Genomic DNA, 21,069 nt, shown 5'->3' on the forward strand with positions numbered 1-21,069 from the left:
TTATACTCCATAACATGCTGATAATTTTTTTGTTAATCTATTTTTATATTCTAGATATTCTTCACTCTCTCGCTCTCTTGGCCTATCTAAATCTATTTTTAAATCTTCTAATATACGCCCTTTATCTCTAGACATAACTACAACTCTATCGCTCATATATACCGCCTCATCTACATCATGAGTAACCATTATTGCAGTTATCTTTTTTTTCATCCAAATATTTTCTAGTTCTTCTTGAAGATTTTGTCTCATTTGAAAATCAACCGCTCCTAAAGGCTCATCCATTAAAAGAACTTCTGGGTTACATGCCAGCGCTCTTATAACCGCGACCCTTTGTTTCATTCCCCCTGATAGCTGATGTGGATACATCTTTTCTTTTCCCTTTAAATCTGATATTGATAATAGTTCTTCTAATCTCTGTTCTCTTTCTTTTTTAGACATTTTTTGTTGCTTCATTGGAAATTCAACATTTCCTTTTACTGTTTTCCACGGAAATAATGCATAATTTTGAAACACAAATGCTCTATCTATACCTGGTTTATCTACTACGTTATTATCTAGTAAAACTTGACCGTTTTCACAAGTTTGAAAACCTGCTATTATAGTTAATAATGTAGTTTTACCACAACCAGATGGACCTAGTAATGATACAAATTCCCCTTCTTTTATATCTAGGTTTATATCCTCTAATACTTTATGTTCTACTTTATTATTTATAAATGTTTTGCTTATATTGTCTATTTTTAGTTTCATTAATTATCAAACCTCCATTTGCAAAGGCTCTTGTTTATAAATTTTAATATTCTATCTATTATAAATCCTATTAATGCTGCAAATATCATAAGCCCAATTAAAAGTTCTGTATTCATCATTGTTTGAGCTTGTACCATAGAGTAACCGAGACCGGCACTCGTTGCTATAAACTCGGCTCAGATTACAGACATCCAACCAGTACTTATTGCAAGTCTCGCTCCAGTTAAAATATCTGGAAGAGCTGCTGGTAGCATTACATTAGTAAATATTACAAACGGAGATGCTCCCATACTTTTTGCTGCGTTATAATAATCTTTTGATATAGATCTAACTCCTTGAATTGTATTAAGGATTATAGGAAATACTCCTGCAAAAGCTATTAAGAATATTGTTGGTCCATCTCCTATACCAAACCATACTATAGTTAATGGAACCCAAGCCATTATAGGTACTTGTCTTGCTGAATCTACTACCGGAGAAAACACCTTCTCAAACGTTGATGAGAACCCCATAATAAGTCCTAGAGGAAGTCCAAATCCCATAGCATACATAAATCCCTTTAATACTCTTTGCATAGTAATTAGTACGTTTTTTACAATTTCAGGGTCTGTTATACATGTTATAAATCCATGAAACACATCCATTGGCATAGGAAGTAAAAGTGAGCTTCCTATCCTTTGTGCACTTATTTGCCATATTCCTATTATCACTATAAATAATAATATTTTATAAAATGCATCTAAAAACTTTTTATTTAATCCTCTTTTTTTATTTATTTCTGTATTTGCAGAAACTTTAAATTCCACTTTTTAAACTCACCCCAAACTTCTTTTGATATCTCTGTATCTGTATATTTTTCTAGTCCTTTTTTAAATAAGTTTTCATCATTTAATTCTTCTACACTTTGGTTATATAGTTTTATAAATTGAGTATATAATTTATTTTGTTTAAATGATTTATTTACAACCATTACATATGTATCATAATCCTTATTTATTGCTGTAGAAAATTTTTTCCCATTTAAACTAAGTGCTTTTATACTATCAATTACTATAGCATCTACTTTATCGCTTTCTAATGCATAAGCTAGTCCGCCACTTATAAAAGGCACTTCCTTTGCACTTTCATAATACTCTTTTACTAAATCAATTTGATAATTCCTATTTTGTGTAACTCCTACTTTTTTTATATTTTCGTTTTTAACTAAAAATACATCAGAGTTTTGGACTACAGTATCTACAATTTCAAAATTTTTATCATACTCTACAAATTTTTTCGCCGCTTCCTTACAAATTATAGCCATATCTATTTGCTCTGAACTCAGAGCCCACTGCATAGTGCTCGCTCAACAATCATTTATAGAATATGACTCTATTAAATTTTCAATTTCAACATCTGTAAAATAATCTTTGTTTATCATATAATCAATGATAAAACCAGAGGTATCATCTGATACCCCTATTCTTATATTTCCATCTATTTTTTCAGTCTTAGGATTAAAAAATAATATTCCTAAGCTTCCTATTATAATAATTAAACCTAAAATTATATTTTTAGTTTTGTCCATCTATCTCCATTGCCTTTGCTTTCCAATCTTCATAGCTCATACCTTTAGGGAATACTGGATCTACTTTTTCTTTTATAAATTTATCAAAATCATCTGCTCCACAAGATTTTAAAAGCTTATCATTTACAACTTTATCATAATCAGGTATTTCATCTAATGCCTTATTGTCTTTATACATATCTAAATTGTTTTTATATTCGTCTCCAGTTATTTTCCATGTAAGAGTTCTTCCTTCTCCTACAGTCTTTTTATATATAGTCATTAATGCTACTTCTTCATCTACACTATAGTTTTTAGCAAATATTTTAGCTGCTTTAACTGGGTTTGTGTATATGTACTCTATAGCTTTTGTATGTGCTAAAACCATCTTTTCAGCTAAGTCTGGATGTTCTTTTATAAAGTTTGTATTTAATGAGAATGAACAACAGTTGTATTCTTTTCCTGTATTTTTTTCTTTATATTGAGTCGATGAAATTATTTTTCCAACGCCTTCTTTCTCCGCTACAGATCCCCATGGATCACATGTACTGAATGCTTTTATTTGTCCTGTTTTTAATGCTAAGTATGCGTCTTTGCTAGAGTCTATATTTACAACTTGATATTTAGATGAGTCTACTGGAAGTCCTGTTTCTGGGCCGTAGTCTGTAGTCCATAGTAAATCACCATCTGGGTCTGAAGCTATTTTTTGTCCTATTAATTCTTTAGGATCTTTTATATCGTTTGCAACTACTAAGTATTCAGATCCACCTCTATGGTTATTTGCAGCTACAACTATTGGTGATCCTTTTGGAATAGCACCCACTAATCCTTTAGTCCCAATATACCCTGCATCCATTTGTCCAGCTGCCATAGCTTCTGGTACTTTTCCGTTCCCTACAGCTTGAACGTTAAGTCCTAAATCTTTATAAATCCCAGCATCCACAGCAACTGGTGCAGCCGTCATGTGGTCACAATTATAATACCCTAGTTTAATTACATAATCTGAACTACCTTTTGTTGCCGTTTCTTGCTTGTTCTCTTTGCTGCTACATCCTGTTAAAACTGTAGTGCTTATTGCACCTATTAGTACTAATGACTTTACCTTCTTTGAAATTTTCACTTTTAATTCTCCCCTTTGTTGAATTTATATTAGCAACATGCATTCATGCCTTCTCCGAATAAATCTACTAATTTTTTATTTTCTAATCTATATATTGCATATCCTACATTTCCATTTTTAGATCCAGATAATATAAGTTCCATTTCATCCTTATCATCTATATCTTTAAATTCTATTGAAATGTCATCTATAGGTGCTCTTATAGGCTCTGTCATATAAACGTTTTCATTATCACTTATAACTCCAACCATTTCATTATGATTTTTGCCTTTTTTATAAACAACTAATAAATCATCAACTTTATCGTTATTTATATCGTGCTGTGTGTACGTAAGTATTTTTTCATATTTGGCATTTTCTTTAAAATAGTTTAAATACTCTTCATTTACATTTGGAAGGCTACTTTCTTCCTTTCTTTTCTCTTTGCTATATACTGCAATTCCTATTAATAAAACTATTATAGAAAGTATTATTAAAAATTTTTTACGCTTCATTTTTTACAACCTTTCTTAAGCTAGGCATTATAGCTTTTATGAAAAATATGAATATTATAAATGAGCATATGTATTTTACTGAATCCGGTATATTTAACATTATAGTATTAGCTATGCTTATAGATTCCTGCTTGTAACTGATATTTATATTCGTTGCCTTTCCCATTAAAAGGAAGTTTGTTATATATCCAATAACTAGCGAGCAAGTTGTAAGTGTTATAGAATATATAGCTACAGTTCTCTTTCCTATTACTTTATACATACTTATAAGTTCTGGTAAGTTTGTAGCAGCTCCAGCTATTAAAAATGTTATAGCAATTCCTGGCGATGCCCCACTTGCTACTAATGCTGCAATAAATGGTATATGTCCAACTGCACAAACATACATAATACATGCAAGTACTGCTATACTACCTAAAGACAGTACCCCTGGATTTCCTAAGTATTTTTGAATTATACTACTTGGAAACACCGTTGTTATAAATCCTGCAACAAGCATACCTATCACAACATATTTACTAATTGTAAGTGCTAATTCAGAAAATGACCATTTTAATCCTTCTATCACTTTTTCTTTAAAGCTTAACTCTTCTTCTTCTAGCTCAATAGCTATTTCTTCATCCTCTTGTTGGTTTATACATAATTCATTTTTACCTAAGTAGTTTCCTAAAAGTCCTACTATTATTGGCACGACAAATCCCGATATAACATAAATAATAGTTATATCTGGCCCTAATAATCCTAAACTTAATACTACCGCTATTGGATTTATAATTGGAGTTGATGTCATAAAAGCTAAAACTGGACCTAGATAAGCTCCAGAATAGTACATACTTATTCCTATAGGTATGACTCCACAGCTACATATTGGTAGTAACATTCCTGAAACTGTACTCTTTAATAATGATGATATTTTTTTATTCCCAAGAGATTTTTGAAATTTTTCTGGACTTATTAGATTGTGTAGTAGACCTGCTATTATAAAACTTATTATTAACCAACCTGAAGCTCCATTTAATATACTTATAGATGATAGTAGTACGTCTTTGAAAAAATCTAAAATATACATTTAATTCTCCCCTAATTGTTTATAGCGTCTGTTATTGCTTTTTCTATGATATCCTTTGAAAGCCTATCATATTTTTTTCTTTGGTTTATAATCATTGTTCCTTTTATTATGATTCCGTATTTTTTTAAATAAGTAAAATCTTTTCCCGCTTGATATAGTTTTATATCAATCTTTTCTTTATAAAGTTCCCCTAGCTTTCTTATTAGCATTCCATGCTCATCACATGTAGGTCATGTATTTATAAACTCTACTAAAACTTTTGACATTTCTCCTCCTTTATTTTTTCCTTTTTCCCCTTTAATTTACATTTTTTTACACTCAAGCTCTTTTATTATACATAGAATTTTCAGACATTGTAAAATAGAATATATCTATATAACAACGTCACAATATAGATATATCCTATTTAATTTTTTACCTATTTATTTTTCTTGCAAGCGTTGCCGTCCAAATACCAACCATTGTTACCCCTAAAAACATTTCTATTCCTGATAAAAATATGCTATATCCAAATGGAGTTATATCTCCATAACCAACTGTTGTAAATGTAACTATGCTAAAATGAAATGCTCTCACAAAATCATCTATCATCACATTTGCTGATTTTTCTGTAAAAAATAGTTCTTTATAAGATATAATTTCACTTCCTATTTTAAGTCCAAAGATTAGATATAATATAGTAAATAAAAATATAAGTTCTAAAGATGTTATAAGTGCATAAGTTGGTCTTTCTCCATATCCGCAAATTAACCAAAGTGCATCTGATTTAAATCTTTTTATTCCCTTTAAAGTTTTTCGTTCTATAGTTTTATAAATATATAAGTATTCTCCATACTTAGCTAATAAATTATTTTCTTGAAATTTATAAGCTATAGTTCTATAAAATTTATAACAACTTTCATAACTTTCATTATTTAATTCGTCAAAGAATGTATCTTCATTGAACTTAGTAACTAAGCTATCATCGAATTCCAAATTATATATATAAGATTCAGTTAATTTAAATGATTTTAAATCACAATCCTTAATTGTCATAAAATCTATATGACAATTAATAAAAATACTTTTTTTAAAGTTGCTATGTTCAGTTATAAGATTATTTAATTGATTGTATCTTAATATTGAATTTTTAAAGTTACAATCTATAAACCTAACTTTATTAAATTTACAATTTATGAATACACTATTTTCAAAACTGCAATTTATAAATTCTATATTTTCAAATTGCATATCCTTTATCTTTCTGCTTTCAAACTTTGTGTTTTTAACAACTTTTAAATCTAAAATCTCATCTATTTTTATATATTTATTAAATTCATAAGAACTTATATCTTTTATATTTTTGTCATTAAGCCTATTATTAACTTCGTGGTTAGCAACTTTTCTTAATTTATTAAACTCAATAGTTTTCATATTTATTCTCCAAAAATAATTTTATAATATTAACTATTTCGGTTTAATATTTTGAGAATCCTTCGAAATAAAATTTTTGTCATATCATTTTTATCATAATGTCCTACTTTTCTTAATATACTTGTACAAATAACCATTTGGGGGAGGATAAATTTATGAATACAAAGATAAAAGTTTTAGAGGAAAAACTACCGAAAAAATGTTGCTCCTACTGTAATCATCTTTCTTTAGAGGGTCCTAATGATGATTTTACTTATGATATAAAATGTGTGCTTTCAAATAGTACTCCTTTAAATGTAGATTCATGCAATGATTTTAGCCCAGAATATACTAATTTAAATCATGTTGATTTAGATACGCTATATTTAAAGTTTTTAGAGTCAGCTATTCAAGTTGATTATGCATCTTACTTAAACTCGCTGCATTGGAAATTATTTAAAGAAAAAACTTTAGATTTTTACGACTATGAATGTTGTAAGTGTGGATGTAGTGACAATTTAAATGTTTATCATATAAATGATAACTTCGGCCGAGAAACTTTCGATGATGTAAATGTGCTTTGTGAAAATTGTTTAAGAAATTAAATTTATATACTACTAATATTTTTTTAAAATAAACAAATAATAAATTCATAGTCAACTGACTATGAATTTATTTTATTTTGGAGGTATTTATATGTCAAATCCTATAAGCTGTTCAGCTACAAGTTGTACTTATAATAAAGTTGGAGCATGTTACGCATCTGGAATAAAAGTTGATGGTAAGTCAGCTGATACTACTTGCGAAACAACTTGTTCGACTTATGAGAATAAAGAATCTAGCTCATTCTCTAATAGTGTTCAAGACTCAACAGTTGCTCAAACAAGTTCTATATCTTGTGCCGCTACTAACTGTAAGTACAATCACGGTGGAGATTGTAATGCTGACTCTATTCATATAAATATGGATGATGCATCTTGCGAAACTTTTGTAACTAAATAGTCCCCACACTATATTATTTACAAAATAAAAAAGAGCTGACTATAATATATAGCTGATGATAACTTTGTATGATTTAGCGACATTTTGAAAGCGGATTTTGCTTTCATGGAGCAAATCATACAAAGTTATCTTAAGCGTTTTATATATTGGTCAGCTCTTTTTATTTTAATTTAAACTTAGATCTTCAATTAATTCTTCATATTCTCTATAATTCTCTTCACCTTTTAAAATTCTTAACGCTCCATAAGAAAGAGCTTCCAACTCATTTTCTCCTGCTAGTACAGTTACTGGTGCAATAAATCTTACTTTATCACTTAGTTTTTTAGTTAAATTTTTAGAGTATGCAATTCCTCCAGTTAATATGATTGCATCCACATCACCATCTAAAACTGTAGATAACTCCCCGATTCCCTTTGCAACTTGATAAATTAAAGCCTCATATATTAATTTAGCTTTTTCATCACCGTTTTCAATCATTTGTTCAACTTCTCTAATGTCTACAGTATTTAAATGGCCTACTATTCCACCCTTTCCTCTAATTTTTTTCAACATTTCTTTTTGAGTATATTTACCACTAAAGCACATATCTACAACCTTTTTAACAGGTATTCTTCCACTTCTTTCTGGAGAAAATGGACCCTCGTCATCAGATACTACATCTACCATGTGCCCATTTTTATGTGCAGCTATAGTTATTCCTCCTCCAAGATGTGCTACTATTAAATTCATATCTTTATAATCTCTATTGTTTTCCTTTGAAAATTTAATAGCCATAGCTCTTGAGTTTAATGCATGGCTCAAGCAGTTTCTCTTTATTTCTGGAAACCCTAATACTCTAGCTACATCATCTAATTCATCAACTGCTACACTATCGTATATATATGCATTTACTCCTATTTCTTTAGCTATTTCATAAGAAATAAGCGCTCCTAAGTTTGATGCATGTTCTATTATAGGTTTATTCTTTAGCCTATCTACCATAGCATCATTTACTAAATAAGCTCCTGATTTTACAGGCGGAAGTATCCCTCCTCTTCCAACTATAGAATCTAACTCCTCTTTCTTAAAATCGTTTTCCTGAAGGATATTTAAAATGCTTTCTTTTCTCATTTCAAACTGATCAGTTATACTATTATACTTTTCTAATTCATTTGCACTATGATTTATACTTTTCGAAAAAAGCATATTTTCATCTTCATATACTGCAATTTTAGTAGATGTTGAACCTGGATTAATCGCTAATATTTTATACCCCATAAACTACTCCCCTTTGACTAAATTCATTCCTACTTTAAATGCTTCTATATTTATGTCTACAAACTCCTTTTTTACATTATCACTTATAATTTGATTCCAGTCAATATGTTCAAGGTTCATAGATTTCACTAAGCTTCCAAGTAAAATTATATTCATTGTTTTTGGGTTTCCAAGTTCAATAGCACTCTTTGATGCATTTATCAATTTAGCGCCTACTCTCAATAACTCTTCACTTATTTCATTTCCTTTGTATTCAGCTTTTCCATTTAATATTGGCATTGAATTTATTTGATAGTCATTGACTATTATTTTTCCATTATCTTTTAAGTAATCTAACCATCTTAATGCTTCCATTTTTTCAAACGAAACTAAAATATCTGCTCCACCTTTTTCTATAACTGGAGAATAAACTTTATCACCATATCTAACTTGAGAAGATACAGAGCCACCACGCTGACTCATACCATGTATTTCACTCATCCTTACATCATATCCTGATTCCATAAGACCAATTGTTAGAAGCTTACTCGCAAGTATAGTACCTTGCCCCCCAACTCCAACTAAAAGTACGCTCTTTGTCATTTATTTATCCCCCTTATATATAGCTTGTTTTGGACATATTTGTGAACATACTTCACATCCTACACAGCTAGTTTTTTCAATACATGCTTTTTTAGTTTCTTTATCAAATGATATTGATGGACATCCAGATTTTATACATAACTTACATCCTATACATAAATCTTTATCTACATTACATTTTTGTTTAAACGCACCTCTAAACTCTTCTTTATCTTCTTTAGAAAACTTTTTAAGAACACATGGCCATCTTGTTATTATAACGCTAGGCTCATCTAATTTAAGTGCCCAATCTAGTGCATCATTTACTTCTTTTAAGTTATTTGGGTCTATGGTTCTTACATGATTTATACCGCAAGCTAAAACTAAATTTTCAATATCTAATTCTTTTACTTCTTTTCCCTGTAATGTATATCCTGTTCCAGGATTTTGTTGATGACCTGTCATACCTGTTATTCTATTATCTAAAATTACAGATATTGCATTACTTTGGTTGTATGCTATATCTATAAGTGAGTTTATTCCAGTATGGAAGAATGTAGAGTCTCCTAAAACTCCAACTACTCTCATGTTATTATTTTCTTTCATATTAAACACTTGTTGTGCTCCATGGCCTACACTTAAACTTGCTCCCATACATACTATTGAATCTAATGCGTTGTATGGACTTGCAAAACCTAGTGAATAACATCCAATATCGCCTGAAACCATAACATTTTTTCTCTTTCCTATTTCATAGAAAAATCCTCTATGTGGACATCCTGAACATAATGTTGGAGGTCTTCCAACTACTAAATCTTCATTATATTCTATAGTTTTTTTCTCTTCACCTAACATAACCTTTCTTATTACATCCGGAGTCATTTCTCCTGTGTATGGGAATATATCTTTTCCTATTACATCTATTCCCATAGCTTTTACTTGGTCTTCTATAAATCTATCATTTTCTTCTATTACATATATTTTCTTAACTTTGCTAGCAAATTTTTTTATTTTTACATCTGGTAATGGATTTGTAAATCCTAATTTTAAATATGATACATTATCTTTAAACACTTCTTTTGCATAGTTATAACATACACCACTAGCTATTATCCCTATATCCTTACTATTAAGTTCTATGTAATTTAAATCCGTTGCATTTGAGTAAGCTCTTAACTTGTTTAATCTTTCTTCAACCTTTACTCTAAGATTTCTAGAGTGAGCTGGAACAGTAACTCGTTTTTGTACATCTTTTACATAATCTGCTACCCCTACTTCTTCTCTTTCTGAGCAATTTACTATACCTTTTGAGTGACATAATCTAGTTGTAACTCTATATAAAACTGGAGTGTCAAATTCTTCACTTACACTATAAGCTTCTTTTAACATATCTTTAGCTTCTTGGCTAGTTGATGGTTCAAACAAAGCTATTTTCGCAAATTTAGCATAATTTCTATTATCTTGCTCATTTTGAGATGAATGCATTCCTGGCTCGTCAGCTGACACTAATACCAATCCTCCATTTACTCCTGTATATGCAAAAGTAAATAATGGGTCTGCTGCTACATTGACACCTACATGTTTCATACACGCTAGCGTTCTAGCCCCTGCTATAGAACCGCCTATACTTGCTTCAAGTGCTACTTTTTCATTCGGTGCCCACTCTGCTAATATGCTATCTTTGTATGTAGCTACATTTTCCAATATCTCAGTACTTGGAGTTCCCGGGTATGCAGATGCATACTTAACCCCTGCTTCATAAACTCCACGAGCTATTGCTTCATTTCCAGTCATTAATAGTTTCATTTTTATCCCCCTATTTTTATAATCTTTAAGTTTTTCTACTTTAAATTTAATCAACTAAGTCAATTGCTTCTTTTAAAATCCTAGGTGCAATCCTACACTTTTCTTTATTTACAGCACATACAGCAAATCTTACTCCCATTTTTAACGGTATAGTATATAAATTGCTTTCTATTGCTTTTTCACATACTTTCATAGGATTTTTACAAGGTATACTTACAAAGAATCCATCTCTATATGGAAGTATATTTAACCCTATATCTCTAGCTTCATCTACAAATGCTTTAGCTCTTTCTTTTAAAACTGATTTATATGAATTTTTTTCATCTTCATATCTTTTTAGCTTTTCTTCATCATTTATAATTGTTGTTAACAACTCCATAGCACCTCTATTGCAATTTGACCAATTTGCTCTTGCAGAATGTGAGCATGAATAATAAAATTCATCAGCTATATCTTTATTGCTAGATACACATAAGCAAGCCCCACTTCTCATTCCATATGCCGTATATCCTTTTGACATACTAAATCCTATAATTACCAATATATTTTCAGGTAGGTTTTCAAACTTTTTGAAAAATCTTCTAGTATCATTAGCTCCTTTACCTGAAAAATCTATATATGCTACATCTACAAATAAAGTTATTTTTTTATTTGTATCTTTTACAGTTTGCTTACATAAATTTAATATTTTGTCCCACTCTTCATCAGAAACTGTATATCCAGTTGGATTATGAGCTGGTGTATTAAATATAGAAAAAATCCTATCTTGTTTTTGTGATAAACTTATAAATTGATCTTTAAATGATTCAAAATTAAAATTGCCTTCTTTATTAAATAATTCATAGTTTGTAATATTTCTATTTATCTCTTCACAAATAATTTTGTATGGTCCCCAATACCAATCTGGTACAAGTATAGTTTCTTGTTTTTCTGTATAATTAAAAACTGCTAACTTTATAGATCCAGACCCTCCTGGAGATGCAACTACTCTTATATTGCTGTCTGGCATAAATTCTTTAAAACAAGCTTTTTTTACTGCTTCTATATAGTCGCTTTGCCCTGCAATTTGAGCATATGCCGCTATTTGTTTGTTGTCTAAGTTTTTATATTCATCATAAACTGACTTTAAAGTTATAAGGTTTCCCTTATCATCCATAAGTGCTCCTATAGTAGCATTTATAACATTTTCTTTTCCATTTTCTTTTTCACATATTTGTGCCCTTTTAGATAAATTGAATATCATATCTTCTTCTTTTGGCCAAATAGCATGTTTAGCCGCCATTGACGTAATCATTAAATCCCTCCTAAATACTTGTATATTAATACATATTACAATTAGTTAGATTTAATGATTATTTATGAAAAAAAAATAAGACATCCTTATGGATGTCTTATTTTTTATAATTAATTAGACTTTAACTTTTCTAATTCTTCTATTAATTTGTCGTTAAGAACTTTTATATGAGTTCCTTTCATTCCTAGCGATCTAGATTCTATAACCCCTGCACTTTCAAACTTTCTTAATGCATTTACTATTACAGATCTTGTTATTCCAACTCTATCTGCAATTTTACTTGCAACAAGTAGTCCTTCTCTTCCGCTTAATTCTTCGAATATATGCTCTACAGCTTCTAATTCAGAATATGATAATGTTCCTATAGCCATTTGAACTACAGCTTTCTTTCTCATTTCTTCTTCTAGCTCTTCACCTATAGATCTTAATATTTCAAGACCTATAACTGTTGCACTATATTCTGCTATTACTAAGTCGTCATCTGTAAACATTTGGTCGTATCTCGCAAGTATTAATGTACCTAATCTTTGTCCACTACATAATATTGGAACTATTGTTAAATATTTTTCTTTTCTGTCTTCTTCGTATGGAAGAAGTTCTATCATTTCTGTCCCAGTTAAGTTTTCTTTTGTTTCGTTTATTTTTAATATATTTTTTGAATATGCTTCTGGGAACATCTTTTTGTGTGTTTTTTCATCTTCTATAACTGAGCTGTCTTTTTCAACATTAAGGTAAACACCTAATATTTTACCTTTAGTACTTACAACATAAGCATTCGAACTTAAAACTTCACCTAATGCTTCAGCTAATAAATTAAATGACACATTACTTCCACCACTAGTTTGTAATGTTTTATTAATTTTTCTTGTTTTTTCTAGCATTTCACTTGCCATCTATTATCATCTCCTCATGAAGTTTGGCCACTTTTATACCCTTAATACATTTATATTATTTTAACGTTCTTACTTTAGCACTGTCATATTATCATAATTTCAAATCTTTTTCAATACTATAAATTGGTTTTAGACACATTATTTGACATTATTCATTGCTTTTATCATTATTTTCTAAATTTTTCTCTTTTTTACACTCTTTATTAGAACAAATTACCTTAGTTTCTGATTTTGTTACCTTCTCTACTAAGTATGAATTACATTCACTACATAATTCTCCAGTAGGTTTGTTCCATGATATAAAATCACACTCTGGATAATTCGAGCATCCATAAAAGGCCTTACCTTTTTTTGATTTTCTAAGAATTATATCACCTTTTCCACATTTAGGACATTTTACCCCTACCTTATTTACTAGTGGTTTAGTTGTCTTACATTCTGGATAATTCTTACAAGCTATAAACTTACCAAATCTTCCATATTTTATAACCATGTTAGATCCGCAATTTTCACAAATTTCATCAGTTTCTTCATCCATGTTTACTTTTTCAATATTTTCAATCGCTACTTCTATAGCCTCTTTTAGTGGTGCATACACATCTGCTACAACTTCTTTCCAGTATGTATCTCCCTCTGCAACATCATCTAGCATATTTTCCATCTGTGCTGTAAAATCTACATCAACAAATTTTTGGAAGTTTTCTTCTAATATATTAGTAACTATTTTCCCTAACTCAGTTGGACATAAACTAGATGCATTTTTTTCAACATATTCTCTATTTAATATAGTAGCTATTGTTGGTGCATAAGTAGATGGTCTCCCTATACCTAGTTCTTCTAAAGTTTTTACTAAACTAGCTTCTGTATATCTAGCTGGCGGTTGAGTAAAATGTTGAGAAGGTCTAACTTCTTCTGATGATAATAAATCTTTTTCGTAAACAGTTGGAAGAATTTTATCTTCTCTATCTGTAAAGTTATATACTTTAGTATAACCATCAAATTTTAATTTTGATCCTGTGGCCTTAAATATTAGATTATCTACTTTACAAGTTAAATTTAAAGTATCAAATACTGAGTCTTCCATTTGACTTGCAACAAATCTTCTCCATATTAAATCATATAACTTATATTGATCTCTACTTAGAGATGCTTTTATGTTGCTTGGTGTTCTATCTACAGCTGTCGGTCTTATGGCTTCATGAGCATCCTGAACTTTTTTAGACTCAGTTTTAGCTTTTTTATTTTCTTCAAATTTATAATATTTATCACTATATTCTTCTAATATAAATTCTTTAGCTTTTTCTTTAGCCTCTTCTGATATTCTCTTTGAATCAGTTCTTATATATGAAATTAAACCTAGAGTTCCTTCTCCGTCTATATCTACACCTTCATATAATTCTTGTGCTACCATCATAGTTTTCTTAGTTGTAAAACCAAGTTTATTTGCAGCTTCTTGTTGTAACATGCTTGTTGTAAATGGCTTAGGAGCTGATTTTCTTCTTGATTTTGACTCTATACTATGTACAGTTAAATCTTTACCTTTTATTTTTTCTAGTATTTCATTTACTTGACCTTCGTTTTCAAGTTCTACCTTTTTATCATTTTCTCCATAATATTTTAAGGTAACTTCCTTACCTTCTTTTGTTTTAGCATCTAATTCTATTGTCCAATATTCTTTTGGATCAAAAGCTTCTATTTCTTTCTCTCTATCACATATTAATTTTGTTGTAACAGATTGAACTCTACCTGCACTAAGCCCTTTTCTAACTTTTTGCCAAAGTATAGGACTTATTTGGTATCCTAATAATCTATCTAAAACACGTCTTGCCTGCTGCGCATCTACTAAATCTAGTTTAATATTTCTAGGACTTTTTATAGCTTTTTTTATAGCATCTTTAGTTATTTCATTGAATTCAATTCTACAATTTTCAGTCTCATCCAATGATAATATATGTGCTAGATGCCAAGATATAGCCTCTCCTTCTCTATCGGGGTCGGTTGCTAGAAAAACTTGTTTTGCTTTTTTAGCTTCTTTCTTTAATTCCTTTATTACATCCCCTTTACCTCTTATGTTTATATACTGAGGCTCGAAATTGTTCTCTATATCTACTCCTAATTTACTCTTAGGTAAATCTCTTATATGCCCTACAGATGCCTTTACTGTATAATGACTTTTTCCTAAAAATTTTTCTATGGTTTTAGCTTTTGCAGGCGACTCAACGATGACTAAGCTTTTTGCCATATATCCACACCCCCACAATTTTTATTTTACACTATATATCTTGTTTCGCATTTCTATTATCTTACCTTCTATTTCAAGCATATTTAAAATGCAATTTATATCTTGTATATTCATATTAGTATAATCACAAATTCTATCTATATGCAAGCTTCCTTTTGTTTTAATAATATCAAAAATGCTTTGCTGTACATATGTTAACGCATTGCTATTGCTATTATTAGCTATTTTGTTAAATTTTTTTAAATTATATTCATTTATTATATCTTCTATATCATCAACAAGCTTTGCACCATCTTTTATTATCATATGGCAACCTTTGCTCATGTCTGAGTTAATATTACCTGGAATTGCAAAAACGTTTTTACCCTGTTCAAGTGCAAAGTCAACAGTTATTAATGCTCCACTTTTCTTTGTTGCCTCTACTACTATAACCCCATCACTTAACCCACTTATTATTCTGTTTCTAGCTGGATAATTTGATGGAGCCACTGGATGTCCTACATTATATTCTGATACTAAAAGCCCTCCATCTTCTAATATTTTATTAGATAGGTTAAAATTTTTCTTAGGAAGTGGATTCTCTACACTTGATCCTAGAACAGCTACAGTCTTTGATGATCCTTTAATACATCCTTTGTGAGAATGTTCATCTATGCCCATAGCCATGCCACTTACTATGTTTATATTATAGTTAGATAATTCTTCACTTAAACTTTGAGCACACCAAACTCCATAAGATGTAGGTTTTCTAGATCCTACCATAGCTAAAGATAACTTATTTAATTGATTTATATCTCCTTTGTAAAAGAGTACACTAGGAGCATTGTAAATATGTCTTAATTTAGAAGGGTATGTACTCTCATTCTTTCCTATATAGCTTACCTCATGCTTATATAACTCCTCTTTTAGCGAGTCTATATAAGCGCGACTTTTATATTTTACTATATTCTGTTTAATATTTAAATTTAAATTTTCAATTTTTAGTATCTCTTTATCAGGAAGGTCCATAAGTTGCTCTATATCATCTACACTGTCTTCAATTTTTTCTATAGTTTTATTTCCTATGCCTCCTATAGACAATAACCATAAGTATATATCTTTCTTATTCATAACTCACCTCTAAATTAAAACATATTTATTCATACATAAAGTAATTATAGTAAGCTTTTCTAAATGAAAATGCCTCTAGTACATGATTTTGTTCAATTAATTTTTTATTATCTAAATCAGCTATAGTCCTAGCAGTTTTTATTAACTTTGTGTAACTCCTATTTCCTAGCCTATATTTATTAAAAATTAACTTCAATACTTCATCAGCTTCATCATTTAGCCTACAATATAAATTTAATTTAGAAGATTTAATCTCATTATTAAAATCTATAACATCATTTTTAAATCTAGCTTTTTGAATTTTCCTTGCATTTTCTACTCTTAGTTTTATGTCTATTGAACTCTCTTCTTTTTTATTACTATTGAATTCCTCATAATGTATAGAGTTTACTTCTATAAACATATCAAATCTGTCTAATAGAGGCCCTGAAATTTTACCTAAATACCTATTTATATCGCTTGTACTGCATTTACATTCTGTATTTGACATATAGTATCCGCATGGGCATGGATTCATTGCTCCTATAAACATGCTATTACATGGATATTTTAAATTCATCTTTACTCTTGATATATTTATATATTTATCTTCTATTGGTTGCCTTAGAGTTTCTAATATTTTCCTGTCAAATTCAGCTATCTCATCTAAGAAAAGTATCCCTCTATGTGCTAGTACAACTTCTCCAGGTTTTGCATCAACGCCACCTCCTATCAATGCCTGTTTAGTTGCAGTATGATGAGGAGATCTAAATGGTCTATTTAAAACAATTCCTTCATTTGCTTTTAAAAGTCCTGCTGCACTATATATCTTACTTACTTCCAGTGTTTCTTCTTCATTAATACTTGGAAGTATTGTTATCATTCTTTTTGCAATCATAGTCTTTCCTGATCCAGGAGGTCCTATCATTAAAAAATTATGATTACCTGCAGCTGCTATTTCTGCTCCTCTTTTTACAAAATAGTTTCCTTTTATATCTGAAAAATCTTCATCATAATTTTCTTTACTTTGAATAAATTTTATTTTTTCTTTCTTTATATCTATTTCTTTATTTATAAATCCTATGCACTCTTTCAATGTTTCAACAGGTATTATTTCTATTTCTTTTACAAATAAAGCTTCTCTTTCATTTTCTTTAGGTAAAAACACTCTTTTTATACCCTTATTCTTAGCATTTATAACTAAAGATAAAATGCCTTTTACTTTTCTCAATTTTCCATCTAATGATAGTTCTCCTATAAATAAGCTTTCATTTAAATATTCATCACTTTCATTTATAAAGTTACTTAGTATTCCTATAGATATAGGTAAGTCGAAGTAAGCTCCTTCTTTTTTCATATCTGCAGGAGATAAGTTTACCACTATCCTTGAATTAGGAAATTTATATCCACTATTTAATATTGCAGACTTTACCCGCTCTCTAGATTCTTTTATAGATGCTCCTGCTAATCCAACAATATTGAAACTTGGTATTCCATTAGTTATATCAACTTCTACCTCTACTATTATTCCTTCAATACCTACCAAGGTACTTGAGTTTATAATACTTAACATTTTATTACCTCTTTTTTATTACTATTAAAAAGCATTTTCAATATGGTTTATTTCGTTATTTTTCAAATAAACTTCAATAACGTCAAACCTTATTGGAACTTTTTCTAATTTATTTTTAACTATATAATATTTAGCAACATTTTTTATCTTCATTTTCTTTTTATAATTTACAGCTTCTGATGGATATCCAAAGTTTATATTACTTCTTGCTTTTACTTCTACAAATACCAATTCTTCCTTTAATTTTACTATTATATCAATTTCTCCAAATTTTAATTTGTAGTTGTTTTCTAATATGTAAGCTCCTTTAGATTTCAAATAATTTGTTGCTAATTTTTCACCTAAACTACCTTTTTGTATATTATTCATAAAAATTACCTTTTATTTTGATTTTTTTATAAAGTATAGTCAATACTGTTGTTTAGTATACAATTTTTTAAATGTAACTTTTTAAGCCTTGATAATTAGTTTTCATAAGATTATGATTTAATATATATTAATTTTGGGCATTTGGAGGAAGTATGAAGAGAACATCAAAGAAAAGGAAAATAAAAAATAAGAAAAGTGAAATTATTATAATTTCTGCAATTTCATTATGCTTATTTTTTATAATGTCATTTTTAGCAGTAAATATATTTAAAGGAAAGGTTTTTGAAATTAATGCAACAAAAATAGCAAATGATGATAGTAGTGTAAAAAATGTAACTATAAGCGCAATAGGGGATATCATGGCTCACGATGATCAATTAAAAGCTCAGTTTGATAAAGGTACTAATACATATTCATTCGATAATAACTTTAAATATGTAAAACCATATATATCTAAATCCGATTTAGCTATAGGAAATTTAGAGACAACTTTAGCTGGCCCTAAAGCAAAGTATAGCTCATTTCCAAAATTCAATTCACCTGATGAATTGGCTGATGCAATAAAAAATAGTGGGGTAGATATAGTATCCACAATAAATAATCATACATATGATAGGGGTTCAGATGGAGTTTATAGAACACTAGATGTTTTAAATTCTAAAGATATAGAACATGTCGGTACTCAAAAAAATGATGAAGACGAAAACTTTTTAATAAAAGACGTTGATGGAGTAAAGCTAGGTATAACGGCTTACTCATATGGACAAGTGTATGGAAGTACTACAGCACTTAATGGATTGAATATAGATTATAATGACCTTAATAATTTAAATATTTTCAACTCAAGTTATGTAGATATAGCCTTTAATGAAATTAAAGATACTTTAGATGTTATGAATAATAAAGAATCTGACCTTCAAGTTGTTATACTACACTGGGGAGATGAATACACAAGACAACCTAATGAGTTTCAAAAAGAGTTAGCTAAAAAATTATGTGATTATGGAGTTGATATAATCATAGGTTCTCATCCTCATATGGTCCAACCTATTGAAATGATAAAATCTGATGAAAATGATAATGAAACTTTAGTTATATATTCATTAGGAAACTTCTTAAGCAATCAAAGAAATGAAATTTTAAATAAAAAATATACTGAAGATGGTGTTATTGTCAACATAGGTATAAACAAAAACTTAAATACTGGAGAAACTAAAATTTCAAATGTTGAATACATACCTACATGGGTTAATAAATATAACAATAAAAATGGTAAACTTACATATGAAATAATACCTTTAATAAACGAAAAACAACTTTCTAAAATAGATAATTTACCACTTGATAAAGCAAAAAAATCATACGATAACACTACATCTATAATAGGCTCTTCTGACATTCTACATGTAGCAAAATAAAAAAAGCTATTTCAAAATAAAATAATGTAGTAAAAGGTTAAAATGTAAGATTTAGCGACTTCTAAAGCATCTTTCCAGCTTTAGGAGCAAACCTTATATTTTAACCTTTTTACTAATACGCTATTTTGAGATAGCTTTTTTAATTTATGCTTTTTTAAATATTACTTTCTCATCTATATCTTTTATAGTTTGACATCCTGTTAAAATCATAGTAGATTCAATTTCATTTATAACCTTCTTAACATACATATCTACACCTTCACTAAGCCCACCAAATGAAGCTGTCACAAATGGTCTTCCTATTAAAATTCCATCTGCTCCAAGTCCTAGCATTTTGACCACATCAACCCCAGTTCTAACTCCTCCATCTGCAAGTATAGTAACCTTACCTTTAACAGCCGAAGCTATATCTTCAAGTACATCGCACACTCCTGGAGTATGGTCTAAAACTCTACCTCCATGGTTAGATACAACTATAGCATCTACACCAGCTTCTACAGCCATTAAAGCATCTTCCTTAGTCATTATACCTTTTAATATAAACGGTAGGTTTGTAGATGCTTTTAAATCCTTTATAGCATCAATTGACTTTGGTTCTACAGTTTTACCATGCATAGATAAAGTAACTAGTCCGCATGCATCTATATCTACTCCTACTGCAAAGGCTCCAGCTTCTTCAGCTAATTTAATCTTTCTTTTTATATCTGAATTCTCCCAAGGCTTTATAAATACTATTCCATTTCCATCAAACTCTTTTATTACTCTTAAATTTTCTATTAAAAATTCATCTACTGCAGTATCTCCTACCATAGGATAAATTTCATTTTTTAAACATCCATCTACAACACTAGTTATATATTCTCTTTCACTTAACTTACCACCCATGTTAAGTGTTGTGCCTGTTATAGGCGCAGCAAATATAGGAGCTTTCATTTTTTTCCCAAACAGTTCTACCTTTGTGTCTGGATTTTTCACATTATGAATAACCCTCATATTCAATTTTACTTTATCTAAGCTTTCATAGTTTTCTATAAATGCACTTCCAGTCCCTTTCCCTCCCATTCCAGGAACTTCACTTGCACAAACTACTCCATTACAAACTTTGCAAACTCTACAGCTTCCATTTAGATTTTCTCTTGCTTGTTTTAACATTTCTTTATAGTCCATAAAAACCTCTCCCTTAGCATAATT

21 protein-coding genes are annotated in these 21,069 nt (G+C 29.5%); 3 read left to right on the forward strand and 18 right to left on the reverse strand.

Translation table 11 applies throughout. The annotated features are described in order from the left end of the window. The 8 genes from saoA to GFJ41_RS13215 all read right to left on the reverse strand — a co-directional run bounded on the left by saoA (position 1) and on the right by GFJ41_RS13215 (position 6,395). Positions 1 to 753, reverse strand: a complete 753-nt coding sequence (gene saoA / locus GFJ41_RS13170) for an ABC transporter ATP-binding protein SaoA (RefSeq protein ID WP_035115274.1) — start codon at positions 751 to 753, stop codon at positions 1 to 3. Continuing rightward, entirely contained in the window at positions 753 to 1,559 is an 807-nt protein-coding gene (saoP, locus tag GFJ41_RS18880) for an ABC transporter permease subunit SaoP (RefSeq protein ID WP_247011944.1), read from the reverse strand. Before saoP ends, saoA begins: the two co-directional genes overlap by 1 nt. Further along, entirely contained in the window at positions 1,526 to 2,320 is a 795-nt protein-coding gene (saoB, locus tag GFJ41_RS13185) for an ABC transporter substrate-binding (seleno)protein SaoB (RefSeq protein ID WP_263345391.1), read from the reverse strand. Before saoB ends, saoP begins: the two co-directional genes overlap by 34 nt. Further along, positions 2,307 to 3,419 carry an ABC transporter substrate-binding subunit SaoX gene (saoX, locus tag GFJ41_RS13195; RefSeq protein WP_170075549.1) on the reverse strand — a complete coding sequence of 371 codons (1,113 nt, stop codon included), beginning with the start codon at positions 3,417 to 3,419 and terminating at the stop codon, positions 2,307 to 2,309. Before saoX ends, saoB begins: the two co-directional genes overlap by 14 nt. Positions 3,420 to 3,448: 29 nt before the next feature. Then, positions 3,449 to 3,913 carry a Cys-Cys-COOH (seleno)protein SaoC gene (gene saoC, locus GFJ41_RS13200; protein WP_170075550.1) on the reverse strand — a complete coding sequence of 155 codons (465 nt, stop codon included), beginning with the start codon at positions 3,911 to 3,913 and terminating at the stop codon, positions 3,449 to 3,451. Then, a complete protein-coding gene (gene saoE / locus GFJ41_RS13205) occupies positions 3,903 to 4,982 on the reverse strand; it encodes an efflux transporter SaoE (RefSeq protein ID WP_035115282.1) in 1,080 nt (359 codons plus the stop codon). The genes saoC and saoE overlap by 11 nt, the downstream gene beginning before the upstream one ends. An 11-nt stretch (positions 4,983 to 4,993) precedes the next feature. After that, positions 4,994 to 5,248 carry a thioredoxin-like (seleno)protein SaoT gene (gene saoT / locus GFJ41_RS13210; RefSeq protein WP_264318550.1) on the reverse strand — a complete coding sequence of 85 codons (255 nt, stop codon included), beginning with the start codon at positions 5,246 to 5,248 and terminating at the stop codon, positions 4,994 to 4,996. Between the two features lie 148 nt (positions 5,249 to 5,396). Then, positions 5,397 to 6,395 carry an ion channel gene (locus GFJ41_RS13215; RefSeq protein WP_035115285.1) on the reverse strand — a complete coding sequence of 333 codons (999 nt, stop codon included), beginning with the start codon at positions 6,393 to 6,395 and terminating at the stop codon, positions 5,397 to 5,399. Positions 6,396 to 6,550: 155 nt separating this feature from the next. On the opposite strand from GFJ41_RS13215, the gene GFJ41_RS13220 reads away from it, so the two are divergent. Next, the gene (locus GFJ41_RS13220) at positions 6,551 to 6,979 is read left to right on the forward strand and encodes a hypothetical protein (protein ID WP_170075552.1); all 429 of its coding nucleotides are present in this window, start codon (positions 6,551 to 6,553) and stop codon (positions 6,977 to 6,979) included. A gap of 91 nt (positions 6,980 to 7,070) precedes the next feature. Further along, positions 7,071 to 7,376, forward strand: a complete 306-nt coding sequence (locus GFJ41_RS13225) for a DUF1540 domain-containing protein (protein WP_035115289.1) — start codon at positions 7,071 to 7,073, stop codon at positions 7,374 to 7,376. A gap of 165 nt (positions 7,377 to 7,541) precedes the next feature. On the opposite strand, the gene buk is transcribed toward GFJ41_RS13225, so the two are convergent. The 9 genes from buk to GFJ41_RS13270 form a co-directional block, all read right to left on the reverse strand. Beyond that, positions 7,542 to 8,633 (reverse strand): butyrate kinase, encoded by a 1,092-nt coding sequence (buk, locus tag GFJ41_RS13230; protein ID WP_142729832.1) that lies wholly within the window; start codon positions 8,631 to 8,633, stop codon positions 7,542 to 7,544. Positions 8,634 to 8,636: 3 nt separating this feature from the next. After that, a complete protein-coding gene (locus GFJ41_RS13235) occupies positions 8,637 to 9,215 on the reverse strand; it encodes an indolepyruvate oxidoreductase subunit beta (protein WP_025162195.1) in 579 nt (192 codons plus the stop codon). Continuing rightward, positions 9,216 to 11,000 (reverse strand): indolepyruvate ferredoxin oxidoreductase subunit alpha, encoded by a 1,785-nt coding sequence (iorA, locus tag GFJ41_RS13240; RefSeq protein ID WP_035115294.1) that lies wholly within the window; start codon positions 10,998 to 11,000, stop codon positions 9,216 to 9,218. 46 nt (positions 11,001 to 11,046) lie between these two features. Continuing rightward, on the reverse strand, positions 11,047 to 12,294 hold the full coding sequence (locus GFJ41_RS13245) for an aminotransferase class I/II-fold pyridoxal phosphate-dependent enzyme (RefSeq protein WP_035115296.1): 1,248 nt from the start codon (positions 12,292 to 12,294) through the stop codon (positions 11,047 to 11,049). 110 nt (positions 12,295 to 12,404) lie between these two features. Further along, positions 12,405 to 13,187 carry a GTP-sensing pleiotropic transcriptional regulator CodY gene (gene codY / locus GFJ41_RS13250; RefSeq protein ID WP_021429555.1) on the reverse strand — a complete coding sequence of 261 codons (783 nt, stop codon included), beginning with the start codon at positions 13,185 to 13,187 and terminating at the stop codon, positions 12,405 to 12,407. Between the two features lie 148 nt (positions 13,188 to 13,335). Further along, positions 13,336 to 15,429 carry a type I DNA topoisomerase gene (gene topA, locus GFJ41_RS13255; protein ID WP_035115298.1) on the reverse strand — a complete coding sequence of 698 codons (2,094 nt, stop codon included), beginning with the start codon at positions 15,427 to 15,429 and terminating at the stop codon, positions 13,336 to 13,338. A gap of 21 nt (positions 15,430 to 15,450) precedes the next feature. Continuing rightward, complete coding sequence (gene dprA / locus GFJ41_RS13260) at positions 15,451 to 16,539, reverse strand: DNA-processing protein DprA (RefSeq protein ID WP_170075553.1); 1,089 nt, start codon at positions 16,537 to 16,539, stop codon at positions 15,451 to 15,453. Positions 16,540 to 16,564: 25 nt separating this feature from the next. Beyond that, a complete protein-coding gene (locus tag GFJ41_RS13265; RefSeq protein WP_170075554.1) occupies positions 16,565 to 18,091 on the reverse strand; it encodes a YifB family Mg chelatase-like AAA ATPase in 1,527 nt (508 codons plus the stop codon). 24 nt (positions 18,092 to 18,115) lie between these two features. Next, positions 18,116 to 18,460: a YraN family protein gene (locus GFJ41_RS13270; RefSeq protein WP_170075555.1), complete on the reverse strand. Its 345-nt coding sequence runs from the start codon at positions 18,458 to 18,460 to the stop codon at positions 18,116 to 18,118. Between the two features lie 152 nt (positions 18,461 to 18,612). On the opposite strand from GFJ41_RS13270, the gene GFJ41_RS13275 reads away from it, so the two are divergent. Beyond that, complete coding sequence (locus GFJ41_RS13275) at positions 18,613 to 19,878, forward strand: CapA family protein (protein WP_170075556.1); 1,266 nt, start codon at positions 18,613 to 18,615, stop codon at positions 19,876 to 19,878. Positions 19,879 to 20,022: 144 nt separating this feature from the next. On the opposite strand, the gene GFJ41_RS13280 is transcribed toward GFJ41_RS13275, so the two are convergent. After that, positions 20,023 to 21,045 (reverse strand): alpha-hydroxy-acid oxidizing protein, encoded by a 1,023-nt coding sequence (locus tag GFJ41_RS13280; RefSeq protein ID WP_021433773.1) that lies wholly within the window; start codon positions 21,043 to 21,045, stop codon positions 20,023 to 20,025. Positions 21,046 to 21,069 lie beyond the last annotated feature (24 nt).

It is taken from the genome of Paraclostridium dentum, assembly GCF_012922555.1.
Classification (GTDB): Bacteria; Bacillota; Clostridia; order Peptostreptococcales; family Peptostreptococcaceae; genus Paraclostridium; species Paraclostridium dentum.

What these genes read in the sequence shown, in the direction of transcription:
- GFJ41_RS13225 (WP_035115289.1), top strand. Translation starts at nt 7,071, where the DNA reads ATGTCAAATCCTATAAGCTGTTCAGCTACAAGTTGTACTTATAATAAA.
- saoC (WP_170075550.1), bottom strand. Translation starts at nt 3,913, where the DNA reads ATGAAGCGTAAAAAATTTTTAATAATACTTTCTATAATAGTTTTATTA.
- dprA (WP_170075553.1), bottom strand. Translation starts at nt 16,539, where the DNA reads ATGAATAAGAAAGATATATACTTATGGTTATTGTCTATAGGAGGCATA.
- saoE (WP_035115282.1), bottom strand. Translation starts at nt 4,982, where the DNA reads ATGTATATTTTAGATTTTTTCAAAGACGTACTACTATCATCTATAAGT.
- GFJ41_RS13280 (WP_021433773.1), bottom strand. Translation starts at nt 21,045, where the DNA reads ATGGACTATAAAGAAATGTTAAAACAAGCAAGAGAAAATCTAAATGGA.
- GFJ41_RS13245 (WP_035115296.1), bottom strand. Translation starts at nt 12,294, where the DNA reads ATGATTACGTCAATGGCGGCTAAACATGCTATTTGGCCAAAAGAAGAA.
- GFJ41_RS13220 (WP_170075552.1), top strand. Translation starts at nt 6,551, where the DNA reads ATGAATACAAAGATAAAAGTTTTAGAGGAAAAACTACCGAAAAAATGT.
- topA (WP_035115298.1), bottom strand. Translation starts at nt 15,429, where the DNA reads ATGGCAAAAAGCTTAGTCATCGTTGAGTCGCCTGCAAAAGCTAAAACC.
- GFJ41_RS13235 (WP_025162195.1), bottom strand. Translation starts at nt 9,215, where the DNA reads ATGACAAAGAGCGTACTTTTAGTTGGAGTTGGGGGGCAAGGTACTATA.
- GFJ41_RS13265 (WP_170075554.1), bottom strand. Translation starts at nt 18,091, where the DNA reads ATGTTAAGTATTATAAACTCAAGTACCTTGGTAGGTATTGAAGGAATA.
- saoA (WP_035115274.1), bottom strand. Translation starts at nt 753, where the DNA reads ATGAAACTAAAAATAGACAATATAAGCAAAACATTTATAAATAATAAA.
- GFJ41_RS13215 (WP_035115285.1), bottom strand. Translation starts at nt 6,395, where the DNA reads ATGAAAACTATTGAGTTTAATAAATTAAGAAAAGTTGCTAACCACGAA.
- iorA (WP_035115294.1), bottom strand. Translation starts at nt 11,000, where the DNA reads ATGAAACTATTAATGACTGGAAATGAAGCAATAGCTCGTGGAGTTTAT.
- buk (WP_142729832.1), bottom strand. Translation starts at nt 8,633, where the DNA reads ATGGGGTATAAAATATTAGCGATTAATCCAGGTTCAACATCTACTAAA.
- codY (WP_021429555.1), bottom strand. Translation starts at nt 13,187, where the DNA reads ATGGCAAGTGAAATGCTAGAAAAAACAAGAAAAATTAATAAAACATTA.
- GFJ41_RS13270 (WP_170075555.1), bottom strand. Translation starts at nt 18,460, where the DNA reads ATGAATAATATACAAAAAGGTAGTTTAGGTGAAAAATTAGCAACAAAT.
- GFJ41_RS13275 (WP_170075556.1), top strand. Translation starts at nt 18,613, where the DNA reads ATGAAGAGAACATCAAAGAAAAGGAAAATAAAAAATAAGAAAAGTGAA.